Origin of the sequence: Paenibacillus sp. FSL P2-0173 (assembly GCF_038008045.1) — a bacterium.
GTDB classification, from domain to species: domain Bacteria; phylum Bacillota; class Bacilli; order Paenibacillales; family Paenibacillaceae; genus Paenibacillus; species Paenibacillus polymyxa_B.
This window is the reverse complement of record NZ_JBBOYK010000001.1, coordinates 1,944,262-1,965,890: the sequence shown is the minus strand read 5'-3', so window position 1 is coordinate 1,965,890 and position 21,629 is coordinate 1,944,262. Positions and strand designations below refer to the sequence as shown.

Sequence of the window (21,629 nt, the reverse complement as noted above, 5' to 3'; positions counted from 1 at the left end):
AAAATGGGGTGGATCATGTACTCTTTATTAAAGCTACTGAAGGTATTATGAAATGGATTCAAATAACGATTATTGTAACATGTTTGTTGTTCAGGATTTTGTAAAACCCTTATTCGTAATGCTTTTGAGTTTCCAGTTTGAAAAAGCTAATATAGTATGTAATAGAGCGAAATGAGTTCATGGAGGAGAAACGATATGGCAGAATGGTACGAGCAAAGCTTTGGGGAAGATTATTTATTGGTATACAAGCATCGCGACTTTCAGGGAGCCTATCAGGAAGTGCAAAAAATGATCTCCTGGCTCAAATTACCGCAAGGCTCCAGCGTATTGGATTTATGCTGTGGGATGGGACGTCATTCGCTTGCGCTCGCAGATGCAGGTTATAAGGTGACAGGTGTGGACCTTTCCAATGTGCTGCTGAGAGAGGCTCGTGCAGCTGATTCCGAAGGGCGGGTAAGTTGGCATCAAGGGGATATGAGAGAGGTGCCGCTGGATGAAAGCTATGACGCGGTGATGAATTTGTTCACCTCCTTCGGTTATTTTGAAAAGGATGAGGAGCAGCTTAAAGTACTAAGGGAAATATATCGGTTGTTGAAGCCGGGAGGACGCTTTATCATAGATTATTTGAACCCTGCTTACGTAACCGCTCATTTGGTACCGCATTCGTCACGGGAGGATGAAGGAAATTGGATTGAGGAGCATCGGGTCATTGAAGATGGCTTTGTGAAAAAGCAAATTGCGATTCGGTCAGCCGCATCTGTTACGGCCACTGAGGCAGCCTCTGCTCTGGGTACGACTCCTACTGAGGGAGAACCCGCGCGCGTGTATCATGAACGAGTGAAGCTATATCCGTATGAAAAGTTCCGTGGATTGCTAGAGCAAGCCGGACTATCCGTAGAGCAGGTGCACGGAAGCTATAATGAAGATCAATATATCGAAGATGCTTCGCCTCGAATGATTTTTGTCGGCGTGCGGGCTTAAAACAGAAAGGCGGATGGGAAGCCATGAAAATGCCAGAGCTTACACCGTGTGAGCGAATAGACGGAGGTTTTCAGGTCAAAATATCCATGTCCTTTCCGCTGCGCTGGGTGAATAGCTATGTGCTCAAGGGACAGCACGGTTTTACGATTGTAGACCCGGGGCCGCGCAATATGGATACCGAGGCAGAATGGGCGCATGTCTTCCAACAGCTGGGGATGTCCTTTGAGGATATCTCTGACATTGTGGTAACTCATCATCACCCCGATCATTACGGATTGGCGGGCTGGATGCAGCAGCAAAGTCAGGCTCGTGTACATATGTCAGCTCGAAGCCATAAGGAAGCGATGATGATGTGGGACGCTCCAGAATCGACGGTCGCAATGGAGAACAGGCTTCCTAGCTTTTTTGTCCAGCATGGCTTTCCTTTGGAGCAAGTGTCGGCCTTGGAATTACATATACGGCAGGCTTATTTGCAAGTGAATCCACAGCCTGAGATTACCGTTATTCCTACCGGAATGGACGCTCGTCTGGAATGGGGTGGACGCAGTTGGCTGCCCGTCGAGACAGGAGGGCATGCGCCTGGACATGTGTCCTTATATGACCCGAATAGCGGCGTTATCTTCTGCGGTGACGCAGTTTTGCCGCAGATTTCTCCTAATATCAGTCTGCTGCCGGGCAGCGATGCCCAGCCGTTGAGGTCTTATGTAGACGGCTTGCAGCGTCTAGGCGAGCTGGAGGTAGCGTGGGCATATCCGGGGCACCGCAATCCGTTTGGTTATTTTCGGGAGCGGACGCAAGCGTTGCTGGCGCATCATGAAGAACGGCTGGATAAATTCCAGCAGCTGATCCAACCGGAGGGCAGCACAGCCTATGAGCTGTGCATTGCCATGTTTGGTGGCAAGCTGGGTATTCACCAGCTAAGGTTTGCCATGTCCGAGACGCTGGCTCATCTGGTGGAGCTGGTGCGCCGTGAACGGGCCTCTATGAGCGAGACGGACTCAATCACGCGCTTCTACCCCCTTTGCCGTCAATAGTCGCGGAAAACTACCCAACAAGTGACATGACGAAGCAACATGACAAGCGGCATGCATGCCGGAAAAGAGGATTTTATGAATTTGCTGCTGCTGGGAGCTACCGGACGCGTAGGACGGTACATATTAGATTATGCATTAGAGGACGGTCATGTCGTTACTGTCCTTGTTCGTTCACCGGATAAGCTGGAGGATTTCGCACCCGGGTACGGGAATCAGCTGCAAATCGTACAAGGCGATGCCACTAATGCAGAGGACGTAGCACAAGCGCTGAAGGGTGGGGCGACGGCTGTAATCAGTGCGCTGAATACGGATGGAACGACTACCTTATCCGTTAATATAGCCCTGCTGGTCCGGCTCATGCAGGAGCAGTCCATTTCCCGGCTCATTACAGTAGGAACGGCAGGGATTTTGCAAAGCCGGACCGAACCGGACCTGTATCGGTACGAGTCCTCCGAGACCCGGCGACGCAGCACTCGTGCAGCCGAGGAACATCGGCGAGTGTACGAATTGCTGCATGAATCGCCACTAGACTGGACAATCGTATGTCCAACCTATCTGCCGGATGGAGCGCGGACAGGTATTTATCGCGTGGAAAAAGATTTTTTGCCTGAAGGTGGCTCACAAATTACCACCGCGGATACGGCTGATTTTACCTATCGTCAATGCAAGAGTTACGAATTTATCCGTACACGGGTAGGCATTGCCTACTGATCGTGGAACGCCAAACATAGCTTCATTTTTAAGCATTCAACCAGAGCGCGGTAAGTGTACCTACTCATTGCGTTCTTTTTTATTTGACAAACACTCAGGCTTAGAATACTATGGTTCTTAACAGAAACAATGTTTCCTGAGATCTTGTGTAGATCTTTAATTTATTATAGTAGCATCAAGCAACAGTTTTTAATAAGCAAAAGGAAGTGCATTCAATCATGACCGAGCCATCGCATCCCTATAAAACCTATTCGGAAGTGAAGCTACAGCAGCAGCAATTGCTCCGTAAAAATGTCATTGACGCCGCATGTATCCTTCTTGCGGAAGAAGGGCCAGAGGCCGTGACCGTGCGGCGAGTTGCGCAGAAATTAAGCTGTTCCACCAAAATTATTTACAGTATTTTCGGCAGTAAGGATGGTCTTGCCAATGAGATGTACCTGGATGGATGTCGGCTATTGGCTGAATCCTTTCAGCAAGTACCCGTTACCGAAAGCGTACTCGCTGATCTTGAAGCTCTATGCTGGGCGTACTGGGAATTTGCGCAGCTTCATTCAGCCTATTACAAAATGATGTTTGGCGGGGCATTATCTGATTTCAAGCCGGATGAACAGAGCTTGGAGGGTACCACAACGGCCCTGTCTCAAATCCTGCAAACCGTCATACACGCTATGGAGCAGGGAGCATTGAAAGAACATGATCCGCTGCTGGTTGTCCGGATGTTTTGGTCTGCTTTACATGGAGTCATACATCTTCAGTTTGCAGGTCATTTTTCAGATGTAGATATGGCTCAAGGAGTGTATGCATTTACACTGAAGAATGCGCTCGTAGCATTTAAAACATCCTCATCTCCATCGTAAATATGAAGTGTACTGAGGTCGTCATAGTAGATGACTTCAGTTCATTATAGAGTAGTGGTAACAATGTTTCTTAAATAAAACAACGATACTATGGAGGTTGTCATCATGTTTATGTACGCAAATAAAATAGCTCTGATCACAGGGGCTTCATCCGGTATTGGCGAGGCCTTTGCCTATTCGCTCGCAGCTAAGAAATGTAATCTCATTTTGGTAGCACGCAATGAAACCAAATTAAAGACACTGGCTAAAGAACTCTCAGCTAAATATAACGTAAAAGCAACGGTGATTGCGTTAGATCTTTCTACATCAGGAGCACCCCAAGCATTGCATCAGGAGGTTCAAAAGCAACAGCTAAAGGTAGATCTCTTGATTAACAACGCGGGTTTTGCCACCTATGGATACTTTGAGCAGGTTTCAGGAGAACGACAGCATGAGGAAGTGATGCTCAATGTGGCTGCTTTAGTCGACATCACACATGCATTTATGCCTGATTTATTGCGTAAGCGGGATGGTGGATTAATCAATGTTTCTTCCACAGCTGCATTTCAGCCCGATCCTTATATGGCGGTGTATGGAGCAACCAAAGCATTTGTGCTTTCTTTTACTGAAGCGCTATGGGCCGAAAATCGGAAACGGGGGCTTAAAGTTCTGGCCCTTTGTCCAGGCTCAACGGAAACGCCGTTTTTTGATATTGTTGGCGCAAGTGAAGCGTCAATTGGAATTAGGGAAACTCCCCAAACCGTTGTGAAGAACGCGTTGAGAGCATTTGAAAAGGGGCGTAGTCACATCATTTCCGGTCGCCAAAACTATTGGGTAGCTCAGGTGTCCCGGTTCTTCTCTCGTCAATCCACGCTGGGAATTGTAGAACGTGCACTGCGTCCACAAAATGGATTGTAATTTATGAATAAAGGTAATCTGAGCTTGAAATGTTAGAAATGCTAATGAATAAGCTGTGAGTATTATGCACCGGGTCTGATCGTTTATAGCTCGACTTGAATCAGACCCGGTGTTCCTATTTGTATAGATCAAGCGCTTAGATCCTATTCTAGTCCTCGGGAATATAGTAAAATTCCATCCCGTTTCTCCCAGCCGTTAGCTGACCAGAAGCGTTGACCCCCTGCGTTATGCTCCATCACAAACAGATGACATTTATCAATGCCTTCTCTCAGCAAAGCAGATAACGCTTTATCCACCAGTCTGGGCGCGATCCCTTGACCACGATGTGCTGTGGCTACACCCAGATGATACAGAAACCCCCTGCGACTATCGTGACCCGCCAAAATCGTGCCTATGATGCTTCCATCATGCTCACAGACAAAGCTAAGTCCTTCGTTCTGTTGTAAAAAGCGTGCAATCCGCTCCGGTGAGTCGGCCTCGCTTAATCCCAATCCGTCTAAGCCATTCCAAAGGTCAATGGCCTGATCATAGTCGTCAGCCTGCATCGTACGGAATGTATATCCTTCAGTTACGTTTGCCATGTCTAGTTCTCCTCTAACCCTGTATATATCTGTTGTATTCCAAGCGTTGTTTGTTATTTAACGTGTTGTATTCGGTGCACTTTCTTCCCCAAGCTCCTGCTCGCGCTCTGCCTGTTTGCGATGGGCGATACGGCTGCTGGCCGAAGCTGCGATAGCGCCCACAATGTCGTCCAGGAACGTATGGATCGGCCCGAGGCTTTTATCATTCAGGCGTTCCAGCACACCGGGTTTGAGTTTATCAACATAACCGTAATTGGTAAATCCAATGCTACCGTACACATTTACGATGGAGAAGGCCAGAATCTCATCCACACCGTATAATCCCTCATCATTCTCAATCATGTCCTGCAATGGGGGAAGAAGAGCGCCTTGTTCAGCAAGGATATCCAGTTGGATGCCCGTGAGCACGGCATTTTGAACCTCGCGCTTCATCAGTACCTTGTCCACATTCTCCATACATTCTTCCATCGTTAGGGTCGGGTAATATTTTTTTTGTAAAAGCATGACCAGTTCTGCAATTTCAGTCAGGTTCACACCACGCTTGTGCAGCAACTCGCGGGTGGCATCGGCTACCTTTTTACTATTCAGGCTGTAAGGTGCTTTTTTCTTGTCCATAAAGTTGAAGTTCCCCTCCTCGTATAGATCCTGATTTCTACTGCAATTATGACCAGTGTGTCCAGTCTGCTGAAAAAGTAGTTATTTTTTACGCGAGGCTCGTATACATATTAGTACAATCTGTACAAAATTGTTAGGGAGGAACTTCACTTATGAATATAAAACACCCATGGCGTATGACCTCTGTAGCTGGACTGCTATCCCTACCCCTGTTGTTGTCGGGCTGCAGCCTTTTCGGCAACGAATCGGCATCCATTGACCCCCCGCCGTCCACGACAGAGCAGTCGATGATTAAGGCTGTAACGGGAAAAGCACCCGCCAGTACGGGGCAACTGAGGGCTGTTTTTTTGCAAGATCATAACGGTTTGCTGGCCCCGGTATCTTTACCGATTGCTACAGGTGATGTGCAGGCAGATGCCAAGTCAGCGCTGGAAACATTAGTTGAGGGCGGGCCATATGCTGGATTATTACCAGAGGGATTTAAAGGGGTAATACCCCAGGGTACAGAAGTGAAAAGTGTGACGGTGGACAAGAACAACAAGCTGGCTGTTGTCGAGTTCAATAAATCTTTCGCGAACTATAAGCCACAGGAAGAACGAAAATTAATGGAGAGTTTGACCTGGACCCTGACCGACCGTCCCGATATTGAGAGCGTACAGATCTGGGTGGATGGCAAAAAACTGAACGAAATGCCTGTTGGCGGCACACCGCTGGATCATCCGTTGACGCGTGCAGTAGGTATTAATTTGGAGATTGGTCATGGCGTAACACCCCTGGATTCCAGTCCAGTCACCGTGTATTTCTCTTCATCTTCTCCTGCTGGAGTTCAATACTACGTACCTGTAACACGGTTGGTCAGCCCTGAAAAAGATCGTGTCCAGTCAGCGCTGCATCAATTGATTCAAGGACCGCAGACTAAAGATGGGTTACAAGAAGTGATGACAGGGGAGACGGCGCTGAAATCGGTAGAACGCTCCAAAGACAACGTAATTACGGTATCTCTTTCAGATGATATGTTTGCTAAGGGAGAAGCCGTGCCTGCTGAATTTTTGGAATCGGTTGTGCTGACAGCGGCAGACAATTCAGATGATGCGGTCAAAACAAAAATTCGGATTGAACTAAATGGTGAAAAAAGCGTGATTGGACAAAATAATCAAAATTATGGAGAGCCTGTAGCCAAGCCGCAACATATTAACGAAATCCCTCTTTAAGGGCGGGAATCGTCCTTGGGGTGCTTTTGCCTGCACACTTTGGTAAAATAAACATATAAGAACAGGTTGCATACGACGTAGGAGGAAAAAGCATGAGTAGATCTAACGGACGAAACGGTGATGAGCTGCGCCCGATGAAATTGACAGCAGGAGTAAATAAATACGCGGAGGGCTCTGTTTTTATAGAGGTTGGCGAGACGAAAGTCATTTGCACGGCTACTGTAGAAGAACGCGTACCACCCTTTATGAAGGGACAAGGAAAAGGCTGGGTAACCGCAGAGTATTCCATGCTTCCGCGTGCGACTCATAGCCGTAATCAGCGTGAAGCAGCGCGTGGCAAGCTGACAGGCCGTACCATGGAAATTCAGCGTCTGATTGGAAGAGCGTTGCGTTCGGTGGTCAATTTGCAGGCGCTTGGTGAACGGACGATTACGTTGGATTGTGACGTCATTCAGGCGGACGGCGGAACACGCACAACCTCAATTACCGGTTCTTTCGTAGCGTTGGCGATTGCGGTCAATAAAATTGCCACCCAGCACAAGCTGCCTGTTTTTCCAATTACCGATTTCCTGGCTTCCGTCAGCGTAGGGGTTGTTGGTGAAAAAGCATTGCTGGATCTGAACTATGAAGAGGATTCCAAGGCCAAAGTGGACATGAATCTTGTCATGACTGGCAGCGGAAAATATGTTGAGCTGCAAGGTACAGGTGAAGAAAGCCCATTTGACCGTAACGAATTGGATCAACTGCTTAGCTTGGGCGAACAAGGGATTCTGCAAATGATTGAGCGCCAAAAAGAAGTGCTTGGACCGATTGCTGATAAGATCGGTGCTGGACGTACAGGAGCTGGCGCCTAATGCGGCTGGATGGCCCGGTCGTCATTGTCGCTACGAAAAATAAAGGAAAGGTGCGGGAATTTGCCCATGCTTTTGCGCCGTTTGGCAAGGAAGTCAGAAGCATGTACGATTATCCCGACATTCCTGATGTCGTTGAAGATGGCAAAACCTTTGCCGAAAATGCACTGAAAAAAGCTAAAGCGGTTGGAGATGTGCTCGGATTGCCCGTGCTGGCCGATGATTCCGGCCTCTGCGTGGACTTGCTGGACGGTGCGCCGGGGGTATACTCTGCCCGTTATGCTGGAGAAGGTGCCAGCGATCACGAAAACAATATTAAGCTGCTCGACGTTCTGGAATCGAAGCAGCTGGGTGATGATACGGGACAGCCTTTGCTAAGCCCGGCTCAATTCGTCTGTACCTTGATCCTATATAATCCGCAGACTGGCGAGACGTTGGAATCGACAGGCTCCGTGGAAGGCTGGATTACTACTGAAACCGCCGGCAGCGGCGGGTTTGGGTATGATCCGCTGTTTTATTTGCCAGAGTTTGAAAAGACAATGGCCGAGCTGACGTTGGAACAAAAGCAGGCTATCAGTCACCGAGGGATAGCTCTGCGTGATTTGGCAACAAAGCTGGGTAATCCACAGGCATAGCTTGGTAACAGGGGAGAAATCATCCCCCCCATTCACATAACGAAAAAAAAGGCTATCCGTCAGTCATGAGCTGCGGATAGCCTTTTTGGTACTTTCTGTTCCCCATATAGTACACAGCGAAAAATTGCCGCTGCCGCTTAGAAGCTCTATTGCTCCAGCATTCAGTGTAGCTTATCGAATAGCTACCTTGTAAGTGCGCAACCAGTTATCCACTTGAGCCAAGTAGGCAAACAACTGGGGACCCGACATCAGCTGACCAAACCAAGGCAGATTGGTGGATGCCTCCGGTGAGGCGGCAATATCGCGTACCTTTTGCGCATCGATCAGCTTGAGCAGTGGGGAAGAGGAATCATCCAGCAGCTGCAACGCCTGCTTTTTCACAGCCTCAAGATAGGAAGGGTTATGCGTTTTGGGATATGGGCTTTTTTTGCGATACAGCACATCATCCGGCAATACGCCCTCCAGCGCCTTGCGCAAAATACCTTTTTCACGTCCGCCTGTCATCTTGATACTCCACGGAATGTTCCATACATATTGTACCAATCGATGATCGCAATACGGCACCCGCACTTCGAGTCCGGCTCCCATACTCATCCGATCCTTGCGATCCAGTAGAGTAGGCATAAAGCGGGTGATGTTCAAATAGGACATGACGCGCATTTGCGCAGCTTTTCCTGTTTCCCCCGGTAGCTTCGGCACTTCTCCTACCGCGTCTGAGTAGCGATCGTTCAAATACTCCAGCGGCTTGATCCAGTCCCGTACCTCGGGAGACAACAGACTGGCTCTCATATCGGGTGCAACTGCCCACGGGAATGTACCCGAATTCAGCATATCTTCCCGGTGGAACCAAGGATATCCGCCAAAAACTTCATCCGCAGCCTCGCCGGAAATAGCGACCGTGGCTCCTTTTTTAATCTCCCGGCAAAAGAGATACAGCGACGAATCCACGTCCGCCATGCCGGGTAAATCCCGCGTTAGTGTGGAGTTGTTCAGAGCTGCTACGACTTCTGGTGTATCGAATTCAATCCAGTGATGATTTGTCCCTAATTCATCCACCATCCGCTGAATCCAGGGGGCATCGGCTCCGGGTTGAAACGCATGGGCTTTAAAATGCTTGTCGTTATCCACATAATCCACCGAATACGTATGAACTTGTCCTTGCCCGGTACGGTTGTAATAATCGACAGCTAATGCGGATAGAGCGCTTGAATCCAGCCCGCCAGACAATAAGGTGCACACTGGAACATCCGAAATGAGCTGCCGCTCCACCGTATCCAGCAACAGTTCTCGTACCTTGAGCGCCGTTTCTTCGGTGTTATCCTCATGCGCAATGCTTTCCAACTTCCAGTAGGCTTGAATGCGCACGCCGTCGCGGGTGTAGGTTAGCGTATGCCCGGGACGTAGCTCCTTCATGGACGAATAGACGCCGTGTCCGGGGGTACGTGCAGGCCCAATGATAAAAATTTCGGCCAATCCCTCGGCGTCCACTGCTGCTTCTACTGCTGGATGCTGAAGCAGTGCTTTGGGTTCTGAGCCAAATACGAATACTTCTTCGGTCTGGCTATAAAATAACGGCTTCACTCCCAGCCGATCCCGTGCCAGAAATACCTGCTCCCGCTCGCTATCCCAGACCGCAAACGCAAAAATGCCGTTTAACCGATCCACACATTCAGGGCCCCATTCGATATAGGATTCGAGCAGCACCTCCGTGTCGCATTGTGTACGGAAAAAATGCCCGCGCTGTTGCAGCTCTTTTTTCAGCTCAGGCGCGTTATATATTTCCCCGTTATATACAATCGTATAAGTGATATCCTCCAGCTGCCGGATCATGGGCTGAGCGCCATTTTCCGGGTCCATTACGCTCAGTCTTCGGTGTCCGAAGGCACACGGGTTGGATATCCAGGTACCCGCAGCATCCGGTCCGCGATCGGAGAGCGTTTGTGTCATATTCAGCAGCAGCTCAGATTGATGCATTAAGTCTCCGTTCCACTGTATGAAACCTGTAATTCCGCACATGTCTGTTCATCCTCTCTTTGTCGTGTTCATCCAGTGTTGGAATGAATCAAAAACTAAATCCCCAGTTCATCAGTATATATGCCGAAAAGAAGCATAAAATGTCTGTCCGTTCCGAAAACTACAGATGGGGAAACCCGTCTACTCGCAAGGAAGGAGGGAGACCATGTACTACATCAAGGATGCCAAAATACGCCGCTTCACTGAACTTGACGGAGTGCGCTGCGCTGAGGTAGAGGTGCGGCCCGGTGCCGCAGATGACCCGGAATTGCTGGTCTATATCACGGCCAAGGATCAGACGGATGGTCAGCATGACTATGACATGGTACGGATCATCCGCAATGACGCCGATCTGGAGCTGGATTGGTACGACAATAATCTGCATTCGGCATTTGAGGAAGTGACAGACAAGGCTTTTACCGACTCTACACACATTACTGCTGGTGAGGAGCGAGAGAAGTTTAAAAAAGAATTGCTCTCCTATGGGCAGCTCAGCACAGAGTTCGCCAAGGAGTTCGGGGCATGAGGATATGGTGTGCTATGCCTCGGCTTTTGTTGATTTGGGCTCCGGCGCCATCGCCAGATCAGCGTGAAAGGAGGGGGAAATCATAGACGGCAAAGCGAAGTATAAGAAAAACAAAGGCAGCAGTTATATTCATAACAATGAGTTCGCGGAAGAAGTGCTGGAGAAAAACGTAAGACATGAAGTACGGAAAAGTCCTAAACGCTTTGGGAATAAATAAGCAGCCATTGAACTAAATAGCAACAGCAACTCATCAAAAATGACCCTAAAGAAGCCTCCGTATCCCGCCAAATTTGCGGTATGCAGGAGGCTTCTTTTTGAACTAAGCCGCTTCACGCAGCGTCATAATCCCTTTGTAGATGTTATAAACAAAAACCCCGAGATAGACCACTACGAATAGCAGTACAAACCCGATCACTGAACCTGCATGATTCGCCGTAATAATAAAATACACTAGCGGAATTGCCGCAATAATGGGGAAAATATGCGATAAAATAGCCTTTTTTGCATGTCCCTGAACATATTCGTCCCGTACTGCAATCCACACAATGACAGGTACTAGAAAAGGTGCGAAGAAAATGCTGAAATAACAAAGTGACGACAAAAGACCTCTCACGGATTAACCCCTCCTTTATGCATGGTTCTTTGTACATAATACCCCGTTAGCGTCCAAATGATTCCTTTTGCAGCCAGCTTCCCTGTATCATAAAAAAATGCTTTTGACAGTTGGCCGAATTGTGATATAATAATCAATGCGCTGAATACATAAGGTTTTATTGATCACCATCTTGTCCCAGTAGCTCAGCTGGATAGAGCAACGGCCTTCTAAGCCGTCGGTCGGGGGTTCGAATCCCTCCTGGGACGTATAGCAAAAAGCTTCCTACATGTAGGAAGCTTTTTTGTTTTTCAGTGCTGCCAAAGCGCTGCGCTACGATACCTGCGCACATGGTGGATTTTATCCGGTGAAGCTAATGGAGAGGGTATTCCATGTTCATGGAGCTTGAAAGAAGGTATGATGCATTCCAAATTTGATATTATCCATAATAATATTTGCCACATCCTTTGGAGTCATATTTGGTGAATATTCATACCACCATTTAACCGTTGTCATTGCAGATGCTGCAAACAAACGAGTTAATAACTCCTGCTTTTCTGAAAGTTCCTTCTTCGTAATTTCTGTTCCATTGCTATTTTCACGAAGACATTCCCCGGTTCTCCTTTCAAATATGCGTGTCATATCTTCATAGACATATAACTCCATATTTTTATTCCACAATATAAGGTACCAATCTTTATGATCATACATAAATTGGAGTTGTTTTCTTAAAGCATTCAAGGATTCGATGTCATTATTCTCCAGATTAAAAGATGCTAGATTAATATTGTTTGAAAGTTCTTCTAATGTTGATTTTACCAATGATTCTCTTAGCTGATATTTATCTTCATAATATTTGTAGAATGTAGAACGATTAATTCTTGCAGTTGTAGTAATATCTTTTACGGAAACAGATGAAAAGTTTTTTTGACTAATACATTTAGCAAACCCATGTTTTATATTTTCAAGTGTTTTCACAACACGTAAGTCTGTTATCTCATTCAATATGTGTCACACTCCAATTCACTAATTCTACATTTTAAAAACAACAAAAGCTATCAGAACTGTTGTTTAAGCAACATTCAGGGTAAGCCTTACTGATATTCTGAATCTTTTTTCTTTATTATAATCTTAATATAAAAGAATATTTGTATAAATGGTATCCATTTTGTTCAATATGAAAAGGAGAATTTTTTATGTCTAACAATCGTTTATGTAAAGTTTTAGGAATTGAAAAACCAATTATTCAAGGACCTATGGCTTGGGTTTCAACAGCACCATTAGTTGCAGCAGTTTCTGAAAGTGGAGGTCTTGGTGTATTAGGAGTAGGATTTGCTCCTTTAGATTTTATTAGGGACCAGATTATTGCTACAAGAAATCTTACGAGTAAACCGTTTGGAATCAATGTAATTATGAACTCTGAATTATTAGATCATGTAACTAAAGTTGCTTCGGAGGAAAAACCACCAGTAATATATGCAGATACGCTAGTGGGACTTGATTTTGAGTTATCCCGAAAATACTTTTCTATATGGCATGAATTAGGAATAAAAGTAATCGTAAAAGCAAGTACAATTCAAGATGCAATGACTGCGGAGAAGGCGGGGGCTGATGCAGTTATTGTAAAAGGCTGGGAAGGTGGCGGACATACTACTTATGAAGCAACAACGGTTCTTGTTCCACAAGCAGCGAACTGCTTATCTGTACCAGTGATAGCCTCTGGCGGTATTGCAGATGGAAGAGGAATGGCAGCAGCTATCGCTCTTGGTGCTGAAGGCATTGAAATGGGAACCATTTTTATGTGCGCAGAGGAAACAGTAGTACATGCAAATGTAAAAGATGCCATGTTAAAAGCTGGTGACATGGAGACTGTGATAACAGGATATTCTACTGATGAGCCATGCAGACAATTGAAGAACAAGCTTTCAGAGGAAATGACGGAAATTGAAAACAATTACAGCAAAAAAGAAGCAGCAGTAAAACTAAAAGAAGTTGCTGAAAGTTCTTTGAAAAAGGCGATGCTGGAAGGCGACGTTGAAGAGAAGGGCGCTGTTATGGTAGGACAAATAGTACCACTAATAACTGAGATTAAGAGTGTAAAAGATATCATAAATGATGTATTAGAAGGATACCATGAAACAATATCTAAGATGACTAAGTTTGAAGTTTAAAAGTTAATGTCATTATAAACGGCCGTGATCCCAACCGAAATGAGGGAGACGACCGTTTTTTCATACGTCCAGCATGAACAATCTGTTTTATAAATTTATACCGTTGCCTTCTCCTTATGAGCAAAAAATTGCGGTAAATGCTCTTTATGTGCTTCCAGCAATTCATCCAGTACGGTTTGAGCAATGTCCCCGCTTGGTACGAGCGGATTCAGGGTGAAGGCTTGCAGTGCGGTTGCATAGTCACCGGTGACCGCCGCTTCAATCGTCAGCTCTTCCATTGCCTTCATCACTTGCAGCAAGCCCCGCTGTGCAGGTGGGAATTTGCCAAAGTTGACAGGTTCGGCACCATGGGCGCGAATGACACTGGTCACTTCGATGGCGCTATCATAAGGAACATCATCAATCGCACCATTGTTACGTGTACTAACCACCATCAATGTGCCTTTGTTGTTATAAATGGAATTAATGATCTCACAGGCTGCATCGCTGTAATGCGCACCGCCGCGTTTGGATAGTTCCTCTGGTTTGTAATCCAGATTCGGATCTTTATACAATTCAAACAGACTTTCTTCCAGACGTTTGACCACTTGACCCCGAGTTCCTTCGTTTTTGGCTTCCTCTAATTCTTCCTTGAGCATGTTATCCGTCATATAGTAATACCGATGGTAAGGACAAGGCAGCATTTTCAATTGACGAACTTGATCATACAGGAAGCGCATGTTCTTAATATTTTCAACGACTTTCTCTGGCTTTGCGCCCGGAGCGTACAGTCCTTCAATGACTTGCTCTGTTAATTCTGCTCCTGTTTTGTCATAAACTTTGTGCCAATGAAGGTGGTTAATCCCTGCAAATTTAAAGAACAACTCTTCTTCCGGTTTGTCCAGCACAGCCGATGCACTCTTGATCGCGCCGATTGGAACATTACATAATCCAATGACTTTATCCCACTGACCATAACGAAGCACAGCTTCGGTGACCATACCCGCAGGGTTGGTAAAATTAATCAACCATGCATTCGGACACAGTTCTTTCATATCTTCGACAATACTGAGGATAACGGGTATGGTGCGAAACGCTTTGAACATTCCTCCGGCACCATTGGTCTCCTGACCGATCATGCCATGTTTTAACGGAATACTTTCATCCTTAATCCGGGCTTCCAGCAAGCCTACCCGAAATTGGGTCGTTACAAAATCGGCGTCCTTCAACGCTTCCCGACGATCCAGGGTCAAATGTACCTCACAATCAATGCCTGCGGCCTTCACCATCCGTTTGGCCATGGCGCCTACGATCTCCAGTTTTTCACGTCCTGCCTCAATATCTACCAGCCACAATTCCCGAATGGGAAGCTCTGCATAACGTTTGATGAAGCCTTCTACTAATTCTGGTGTATAACTGGAACCTCCGCCAATGGTTGCAATCTTTATGCCTTTTTTCATGGTTAGTGCCTCCTAAGTATGTTTTTTAACCGCTTTCTTAAGCACAAATTCACTGTAATCCCTGTAATGCATTACAGGTCAAGCGCTTTTAAAAAACTTATTTTGGGAAGGTGACAATTATAGGGCGGGCACTACGAACATGCTGAACACGAACATGCTAAAATAGAAAGAACGAGGTGAGAAAAATGGCGAATATTCATGAAATTGCAAAGCTGGCAGGTGTATCCTCGGCTACGGTGTCCCGTGTCATCAACAACCATCCGTACGTAAGTGAACCGACAAGACAGCGTGTGCAGGAGGTCATAGACCGACTGGATTATGTTCCTAATCTAAATGCGGTATCTTTAAAAAAAGGCATGACCAAGCTCATAGGGATTATTTCACTTTCTTTTAATGATTCATTGGGTTTATTTGTGCGTGGATTTACAATGTATGCCCAGGAGCATGGCTTTAATATAGCACTGTTTATTACGAATGGGGAGAAGGGGCGAGAACTTGAAGCGCTGGAAATGTTGCGGAGAAAGCAACTGGACGCCTTGGTCTGTATGATTCGTGTTAATGAGTGGAGTGTGATTGAGCACTATACAAAATATGGTCCGATTGTGACCTGGCAGCGTGTAAACATTGAGGCAATCCCGTCTGTATTTATGGATCAGTATCAGGGCTATACGATGGCGTTGGAACATTTGTACGCCCGAGGATATCGGAAAATTGTGAATGTGTACGGCAGCATGCGGGGGTTGAACACAAAAGAACGCATTCGAGCTTATCATGACTTTTGCGAAAAATACGATTTGGATGCTGAGGCCTTCCCGCATTTTTATGATTTAAATTCAATAGAAGCTGGTGAACAAATAGCTCATTGGTGGGCAGAACGAGAACAAACAGATAGACCGGATGCCTTTGCCTGTTCTACCGATTATTTGGCAGCAGGTCTTTTGACTGAAGCACGGAGACTCGGTGTTTCTGTACCAAGCGATTTTGCAGTAGTAGGCTTTGATAACACCGAAATCTCGCATTTGCTTGATTTAACTACGATTCATTATCCGATAGACAAGCAAGCGGAGAATGCGTTCATTATGATTTGCAATGCCCTTGAAGGGCTGGATGAAACGATACATCATCTGGAATTCAAATTAGTAGAACGAGCGACCACCTGATTCCAAAAGGAACTTCATGTTAGTGGTTATTAATTACCATATTCAAGTTTATATAGTAGGAATAATGGAAGAAAAATGTTGACACATGTTAATAATTGGTGAATAATTTGAGGTGAAAGTATAAAATTTGGATTTTTTGTATGAAGGGTGGTTATGACTTGGGACATACACCTACGATTTTGGCGAAGTTAGAGGATTATTTAGGGGAAAATAATTTGACGCTGGCACAATTTGCCGAATATTCAGGTGTTCATCAAAGAACACTTAATAATTGGATTGCCAAGCATCGTCCTGTTGCGATACATCAGCTAGATCGAATCACTTGGGCTATGGGACTACCAGAAGGTTTTTTTTACGAACTATACATAGATAACTACATCATTGAGCGTTCCCCGGATTGGAGGCGAATTGAGCCGTTGTTGTTTCGCTGTGCGGAACTGGACAAGTTGGATGCTATCCAGCTTGTAGTGGGACATATTATGGACAATCTTCTATATTCCCCAAAGTTATTTGATGCAGCAGAAAAATTATTCGCACAAGGTCAGCACAATGCTGCATTGTTGCTCTACGAAGGGATTGCGGAAGGCGAGAAGTACCAGCACTCTGAACGCTTGGCTGTCTGTCAGTATCGTCTGTTTACCATTCAGGTAGGGAACAATCAGATCCGAAATCTCAAGGCGGCTACACGATTTGAACCCTTTGTGGAACGTCTGAATGAAATAGATCAACTCGATGCGTTAAAAGATTTGGCGAATGTGTATCGTTCTCTGCGTGAATGGGACAAGCTCGATGCAACTGCTCGAAAAATGAGAGCCAAAGCGGAGATCCAATATTCTTTGAAACATCAACAGAAAAAGCGAGAGTGGGAGGAGTCTGAACAGAGGCTGAGTCGCCCGATGTTTGTGTACATTACCTATGCTGATTTACTGTGTGCGAGTGTCTGTGAAGCGCAAGGCGATTATCAGCAAGCATTACAATTTACGTACGCCTACTCTGATTTAGATTGGGTGATCGAGACAGACCAGGAAACCCAACACTGGGTCAACTTGTTCAAGCATTGGGCAGAAGGTAATACTTTTGTAAATAGACTCCTATCTGGAGATACCAATGTGCTTCCTCATTATGTTGAATATATTGCATCCACATCAATCACTACCGAGAATGAAAAGCTATCCAAGTTGCTGAACGTTATGATTGCTGCTAACCGATATGCAATAGATATCAATGATATCCTTTCACGTTTTGAAGTGGAGATTAATTCTTTTGCTCTGCTATCACAATCTACTGATATGTACACCCAACAAGTGATGCCGGATTATTTTGCATGGTTTGGTTACGAACTGGCTTATTACTATTTAAGGCGGGGAATGTACAATGATGGCTTTAAACACTTAATATATGCACTGGTAAAAGCCCACCTACTAAACAATGAGACTTATTTTATAAACTGTACAGGGCTTTTTGCACATTTCCAAGCACATGCGCTTCCCGAAACAAGGGAAGAGTATTTCAAACTATTAGAAAAGGTGTGGTTAGACAATGTTGAAAAAAATGATTCTGCTGGTCATCGCAGCTAGCTTCTTGTTTATTTTAGCAATGCCTGTTCAGTCGCATAACCAAAATCAAAGAATAACGCCTCACGTACAAATTGGAGGTGCTTAAACGGCTAGAAACAAAGACAATTCTCACCGACTAGTTCAAGTTTGGGGAGTTCAGCGACTATTAGAGATCAAACCAAATAAGGTTAATCTCTAGGTCAGAATTGGCATGTATGCTCTATATTCATTGGATTTCTTTATGAAAAGGGCCTCTGTTCCACTTAATTAGTGGAAACGGAGGCTCTTTTAACGTGGATTTAGGGGCATCTTTGTTTATGCAAACTTTTGGGATGTTCTTTTTTTGTTAGGCGCATCATTCGAAAATCCAAAAAACGTCTTTTTGTCATAAAATATGACATATAGGAGGGATCATGCTGATGAACCAAGGTGTGACTTTACTTTGTGTCGAACGAGCTAGGAAGAAACTGTACCAGGTCCAGAAAAAGTATGGATTTTTAACACATCCCAAAGTAATAGAACAATCTAAAAAGCTGGATGATCTGTTGAATCATTATCAAACATGTAGATCGGATCATTGAGAAATGATACCATATTTTTCTTTAATTCCTTGACCGCACCTCTAACCTGTTCTGACTGTGTCACGGCTGAAATCACCGCCACACCATCTGCACCTGCACGTGCGACTTCCTCAACACGGTCCACTGTAATACCTCCGATCCCAACAATCGGCACATCAATTCCCGCTTTACGCATCTCATATAAAATTGCCGGTCCCTGTACGGCATGGGCATCATCTTTCGAGATGGTGGGATAGATGGGTCCGACGCCGAGATAATCAGCACCTTGCAGGATGGCTCGACGTGCTTCCTCAATGGTATGGGCAGAGACGCCTAGAATTCGATTTCCGATTCGCTCGCGGACGGATTCGGCGGATTCATCGTCCTGACCGATGTGAACACCGTCGGCGTCGAGTTCAAGAGCCAGCTCCACATCGTCATTGATGATGAAGGGGACACCAGCGTGACGGCACAGTTCCTGTAGCTGGCGCGCAAGTTCGAACATAGGAACGCCCGTTAACGCGCCGAGACCCTTTTCCCGGAACTGGACCATGGTTGCGCCGCCAGCTAGAGCCTCTTGCACGACCCAGCCTGGTTCCGCGAGGCAATTCACGCTTCCAAGCACCAGGTACATCTGTAGCTGGCGGCGCACCACCTCTGACAACATTCTACCGCTCATAGCAGCACCTCCTGACGACGTTGGTAGGCCCAATGATTGGTGGGTCCATGTCCTTGTCCAAGCTGCAAAGGTTCCTCAATCGCTGCCTGGATGAAGGCTTTGCCATTCGAGATAGCCTCCGGTACAGACATCCCTTTCCCTAATTCCGCGGTAATCGCTGCTGAGAAGGTGCATCCTGTTCCGTGTGTATGAACAGTCCGTACTCGCTTGCCGCTCAGCTCTGTAAAGGCGGTTCCGTCAAAGAGTAGGTCCACAATCTGTTCGCTGCTCTCGCTCTCGTCAGCGTGGCCACCCTTGATCACAACGAATTTTGATCCCATACTGCTAATATGTCTCGCAGCCTCGCGGCGATCCTCCATCGTATGGATACTGATCCCTGTCAGGGCTTCCGCCTCCGGGATATTCGGTGTAACGACCAGGGCCAAGGGGAGCAGGTCGTCCTTCAGAGCCTGCATCGCTTCTGGCTGCAGCAGCTTTGCGCCTCCCTTGGCAATCATCACGGGATCGACGACAACCTTTTTCCAGCCGAACTTTCGAATCTGCTTGCTCACAAGACGGATGATGCCCGCATGAAACAGCATGCCAGTCTTCAGGGCATCCACTCCAAGGTCTAATCCTACAGCTTCGATCTGTTCCGCTGTTGCTTCCTGTGGCAGCGGATATACGCCGTGGACCCCTAAAGTATTCTGTACGGTAATGGCCGTAATAGCCGACATGCCGTAAACGCCAAGCTCCTGAAAGGTTTTGAGATCGGCTTGAATCCCGGCCCCGCCGCCACTGTCCGAACCGGCAATCGTCAGTGCTCTGGGTACACGAACGTCTGTCATCGCGCACCACCTGCTGTGGTTGTTCCGGCTTCACGGACAGTGACATGCCCCTCTAGCGAACCTGTATGTAGTTTGGCGAGCTCGTCGAGAAAGGCAATCTGGAAGCTGCCGGGCCCCAGCTCTGCGGTACGTGCTGCGGCTCGGGAAGCTGCTGCACCGTAAAATGCCAAGCCTGCTGTACCTGCGAGCAGCAGGCTGGGTTCAACAGCTGCAAAGGCACCTAACACAGAGGTCAGCAGGCAGCCTGCTCCGGTTACCTTCGTGAGCAGCGCGTCTCCACCGCTTATCATTCGTGCTTCGGCCCCATCGGTGATGACGTCCTCTTTTCCAGTAATGACAACCATTGTATTGAGCGTTTGAGCAGCCCGAATTGCCAGATCGACATTTCCGCTGTCAGCACTGTCACCAGCATCTACGCCTTTAATCTCACGCGCTTCTCCAACAAGATGCGCGACTTCGGCTGCATTGCCCCGCACCAATGAGATTTTGACTTCTCTCAGGATTCGCAGTGCCGATTCGGTTCTAAAGCTCGTTGCTCCCGCACCGACCGGATCTAGCAGGACCGGAACACCGTGTGCATTCGCCGATTGTCCAGCAATGATCATGGCATCCACCAGTTCGCGGTTCAGCGTACCGATGTTTAACACGACGGCTCCCGCTATTTTTGCCATGTCTGCTACTTCCTCGGGTGCATAGGCCATCACCGGGGAGGCGCCCAATGCATACAGGCCGTTGGCCGTAAAGTTAGTGACTACCACATTGGTCATATTGTGAACGAGGGGTTTGCTGTTTTGTACCTTCGTCAGGAGATCCGAATAACTTTTTTCCCATGTACTCATAATGATTATCCTCTCTATAGTTGGTGGTTCAACAGGGCATTAACTGTACTTCACGCATCGAATTGCCAGGCTGACTATTCCAAGACCGCTTCCTGTATCTGGACCGGCCATTCTTCCTGCTTATAGGCCATGTCCCAGAACTTATATTCCAGCTGGCAGCTCAGTATAAAATGCTCAATCATCCGCTCTCGCTCAGCAGCCGTTGCGCCTTCTGCCCAAGCATCTACACGTTCTCGGAACTTGAGTGTTGTATCATCAAGCTGGTCTCCATAGAAGCCCATCCATTCATAGAACGGATGAGACTCATCCGGCTTTACTTCATCCAGCAGCCTGCGACCAATCTCGGCATAGGTCCACATACATGGCAGCAGCACAGCCAAGATCTCGCCCAGGCTGCCCTCATGCGCAACCGTCAGCATGTGACGGATATAGTGATGGGCCGACGGAGCGAGCGGATATCCCTGCAACTCTTCATAGCTCACCCCTGCGACAGCACAGAAATTTTGATGCGGATGAACCTCGCTGTGGAGAATAAAAGAGATTTGTTCATTAAATACAGCCATGTCCTCCCGATTCGTGCATTTGGAGATTGCGATGCCGTATATCCGCATGTAGGCGTTCAAATATTCAAAGTCCTGTTTTACATAGTGAATCAGCTGTCCCCTTGTCAAACTTCCTTCAGCAATACCTCTCACAAAGGGATGCTCAAAAATCGCTTGAAAAATGCCGTCCGCCTGCCGACGGAGTTCTTGTGTAAAACTCAATTTCCCCACCTCCATTAAATTGAAGAGCAAGAAGTCCTGTAAGAATATAATTCCGGAACAACGCTAAAAAGCCGCCCCGGAAAAATGGAGCGGCTTCAACAATAGGCCCAATGCGCAAAAAACGCTTGAA

General features: G+C 46.7%; 23 protein-coding genes and 1 tRNA gene. 14 read left to right on the top strand and 10 right to left on the bottom strand.

Features of this window, described 5'->3' with window-relative positions:
• Positions 1-195 precede the first annotated feature (195 nt).
• From MKX30_RS08650 to MKX30_RS08630, 5 genes are all read left to right on the top strand, one after another.
• Complete coding sequence (locus tag MKX30_RS08650) at positions 196-981, top strand: class I SAM-dependent methyltransferase (RefSeq protein ID WP_068941733.1); 786 nt, start codon at positions 196-198, stop codon at positions 979-981.
• A gap of 23 nt (positions 982-1,004) precedes the next feature.
• Positions 1,005-2,015, top strand: a complete 1,011-nt coding sequence (locus tag MKX30_RS08645) for an MBL fold metallo-hydrolase (RefSeq protein WP_341062725.1) — start codon at positions 1,005-1,007, stop codon at positions 2,013-2,015.
• A gap of 75 nt (positions 2,016-2,090) precedes the next feature.
• Positions 2,091-2,726, top strand: coding sequence for an NAD(P)-dependent oxidoreductase (locus MKX30_RS08640; protein WP_023990032.1), 636 nt, complete (start codon positions 2,091-2,093; stop codon positions 2,724-2,726).
• A 218-nt stretch (positions 2,727-2,944) separates the two neighbouring features.
• The gene (locus MKX30_RS08635; protein ID WP_023990031.1) at positions 2,945-3,583 is read left to right on the top strand and encodes a TetR/AcrR family transcriptional regulator; all 639 of its coding nucleotides are present in this window, start codon (positions 2,945-2,947) and stop codon (positions 3,581-3,583) included.
• Positions 3,584-3,688: 105 nt separating this feature from the next.
• Complete coding sequence (locus tag MKX30_RS08630; protein WP_254348669.1) at positions 3,689-4,480, top strand: SDR family NAD(P)-dependent oxidoreductase; 792 nt, start codon at positions 3,689-3,691, stop codon at positions 4,478-4,480.
• 143 nt (positions 4,481-4,623) lie between these two features.
• Here MKX30_RS08630 and MKX30_RS08625 read toward each other — a convergent pair whose 3' ends face one another.
• Together MKX30_RS08625 and MKX30_RS08620 are read right to left on the bottom strand one after the other, a co-directional pair.
• Entirely contained in the window at positions 4,624-5,061 is a 438-nt protein-coding gene (locus MKX30_RS08625; protein WP_053325996.1) for a GNAT family N-acetyltransferase, read from the bottom strand.
• Positions 5,062-5,118: 57 nt separating this feature from the next.
• Complete coding sequence (locus MKX30_RS08620; protein ID WP_023990028.1) at positions 5,119-5,676, bottom strand: phosphatidylglycerophosphatase A family protein; 558 nt, start codon at positions 5,674-5,676, stop codon at positions 5,119-5,121.
• 152 nt (positions 5,677-5,828) lie between these two features.
• On the opposite strand from MKX30_RS08620, the gene MKX30_RS08615 reads away from it, so the two are divergent.
• The 3 genes from MKX30_RS08615 to MKX30_RS08605 all read left to right on the top strand — a co-directional run bounded on the left by MKX30_RS08615 (position 5,829) and on the right by MKX30_RS08605 (position 8,373).
• Positions 5,829-6,887, top strand: a complete 1,059-nt coding sequence (locus MKX30_RS08615; protein WP_023990027.1) for a GerMN domain-containing protein — start codon at positions 5,829-5,831, stop codon at positions 6,885-6,887.
• A 92-nt stretch (positions 6,888-6,979) separates the two neighbouring features.
• Positions 6,980-7,741 carry a ribonuclease PH gene (rph, locus tag MKX30_RS08610; RefSeq protein ID WP_013311675.1) on the top strand — a complete coding sequence of 254 codons (762 nt, stop codon included), beginning with the start codon at positions 6,980-6,982 and terminating at the stop codon, positions 7,739-7,741.
• The gene (locus MKX30_RS08605) at positions 7,741-8,373 is read left to right on the top strand and encodes an XTP/dITP diphosphatase (protein ID WP_013311674.1); all 633 of its coding nucleotides are present in this window, start codon (positions 7,741-7,743) and stop codon (positions 8,371-8,373) included. The genes rph and MKX30_RS08605 overlap by 1 nt, the downstream gene beginning before the upstream one ends.
• A 171-nt stretch (positions 8,374-8,544) precedes the next feature.
• Here the strand turns inward: MKX30_RS08605 and asnB are convergent, their stop codons facing one another.
• The gene (gene asnB / locus MKX30_RS08600; protein ID WP_028541532.1) at positions 8,545-10,389 is read right to left on the bottom strand and encodes an asparagine synthase (glutamine-hydrolyzing); all 1,845 of its coding nucleotides are present in this window, start codon (positions 10,387-10,389) and stop codon (positions 8,545-8,547) included.
• A 163-nt stretch (positions 10,390-10,552) separates the two neighbouring features.
• Between asnB and MKX30_RS08595 the strand changes: the two genes are divergently transcribed.
• Positions 10,553-10,912: a hypothetical protein gene (locus MKX30_RS08595; protein ID WP_013311672.1), complete on the top strand. Its 360-nt coding sequence runs from the start codon at positions 10,553-10,555 to the stop codon at positions 10,910-10,912.
• A 319-nt stretch (positions 10,913-11,231) separates the two neighbouring features.
• Here the strand turns inward: MKX30_RS08595 and MKX30_RS08590 are convergent, their stop codons facing one another.
• On the bottom strand, positions 11,232-11,525 hold the full coding sequence (locus tag MKX30_RS08590; protein ID WP_016324668.1) for a DUF4870 domain-containing protein: 294 nt from the start codon (positions 11,523-11,525) through the stop codon (positions 11,232-11,234).
• Between the two features lie 174 nt (positions 11,526-11,699).
• Here MKX30_RS08590 and MKX30_RS08585 point away from each other — a divergent pair.
• Positions 11,700-11,773: transfer RNA gene (locus MKX30_RS08585), tRNA-Arg, on the top strand.
• 127 nt (positions 11,774-11,900) lie between these two features.
• On the opposite strand, the gene MKX30_RS08580 is transcribed toward MKX30_RS08585, so the two are convergent.
• Positions 11,901-12,509, bottom strand: a complete 609-nt coding sequence (locus MKX30_RS08580; protein ID WP_053325995.1) for a TetR/AcrR family transcriptional regulator — start codon at positions 12,507-12,509, stop codon at positions 11,901-11,903.
• A 191-nt stretch (positions 12,510-12,700) separates the two neighbouring features.
• On the opposite strand from MKX30_RS08580, the gene MKX30_RS08575 reads away from it, so the two are divergent.
• Positions 12,701-13,675, top strand: coding sequence for a nitronate monooxygenase (locus tag MKX30_RS08575; protein ID WP_023990023.1), 975 nt, complete (start codon positions 12,701-12,703; stop codon positions 13,673-13,675).
• Between the two features lie 95 nt (positions 13,676-13,770).
• On the opposite strand, the gene MKX30_RS08570 is transcribed toward MKX30_RS08575, so the two are convergent.
• Complete coding sequence (locus tag MKX30_RS08570; protein ID WP_013311670.1) at positions 13,771-15,114, bottom strand: 6-phospho-beta-glucosidase; 1,344 nt, start codon at positions 15,112-15,114, stop codon at positions 13,771-13,773.
• Between the two features lie 185 nt (positions 15,115-15,299).
• On the opposite strand from MKX30_RS08570, the gene MKX30_RS08565 reads away from it, so the two are divergent.
• The 3 genes from MKX30_RS08565 (at position 15,300) to MKX30_RS08555 (ending at position 18,411) form a co-directional block, all read left to right on the top strand.
• Complete coding sequence (locus MKX30_RS08565; RefSeq protein ID WP_076295599.1) at positions 15,300-16,274, top strand: LacI family DNA-binding transcriptional regulator; 975 nt, start codon at positions 15,300-15,302, stop codon at positions 16,272-16,274.
• 158 nt (positions 16,275-16,432) lie between these two features.
• Complete coding sequence (locus MKX30_RS08560; RefSeq protein ID WP_341062723.1) at positions 16,433-17,851, top strand: helix-turn-helix domain-containing protein; 1,419 nt, start codon at positions 16,433-16,435, stop codon at positions 17,849-17,851.
• 392 nt (positions 17,852-18,243) lie between these two features.
• Complete coding sequence (locus MKX30_RS08555) at positions 18,244-18,411, top strand: aspartyl-phosphate phosphatase Spo0E family protein (RefSeq protein WP_071558335.1); 168 nt, start codon at positions 18,244-18,246, stop codon at positions 18,409-18,411.
• Here the strand turns inward: MKX30_RS08555 and thiE are convergent.
• From thiE to tenA, 4 genes are all read right to left on the bottom strand, one after another.
• Positions 18,356-19,069 (bottom strand): thiamine phosphate synthase, encoded by a 714-nt coding sequence (gene thiE / locus MKX30_RS08550; RefSeq protein ID WP_069080421.1) that lies wholly within the window; start codon positions 19,067-19,069, stop codon positions 18,356-18,358. The genes MKX30_RS08555 and thiE overlap by 56 nt on opposite strands.
• Positions 19,066-19,896 (bottom strand): bifunctional hydroxymethylpyrimidine kinase/phosphomethylpyrimidine kinase, encoded by an 831-nt coding sequence (thiD, locus tag MKX30_RS08545; RefSeq protein ID WP_069080420.1) that lies wholly within the window; start codon positions 19,894-19,896, stop codon positions 19,066-19,068. The genes thiE and thiD overlap by 4 nt, the downstream gene beginning before the upstream one ends.
• Positions 19,893-20,735, bottom strand: coding sequence for a hydroxyethylthiazole kinase (gene thiM, locus MKX30_RS08540; protein WP_179086212.1), 843 nt, complete (start codon positions 20,733-20,735; stop codon positions 19,893-19,895). The genes thiD and thiM overlap by 4 nt, the downstream gene beginning before the upstream one ends.
• Positions 20,736-20,809: 74 nt before the next feature.
• On the bottom strand, positions 20,810-21,499 hold the full coding sequence (gene tenA, locus MKX30_RS08535) for a thiaminase II (protein WP_341062722.1): 690 nt from the start codon (positions 21,497-21,499) through the stop codon (positions 20,810-20,812).
• Between the last annotated feature and the right edge of the window lie 130 nt (positions 21,500-21,629).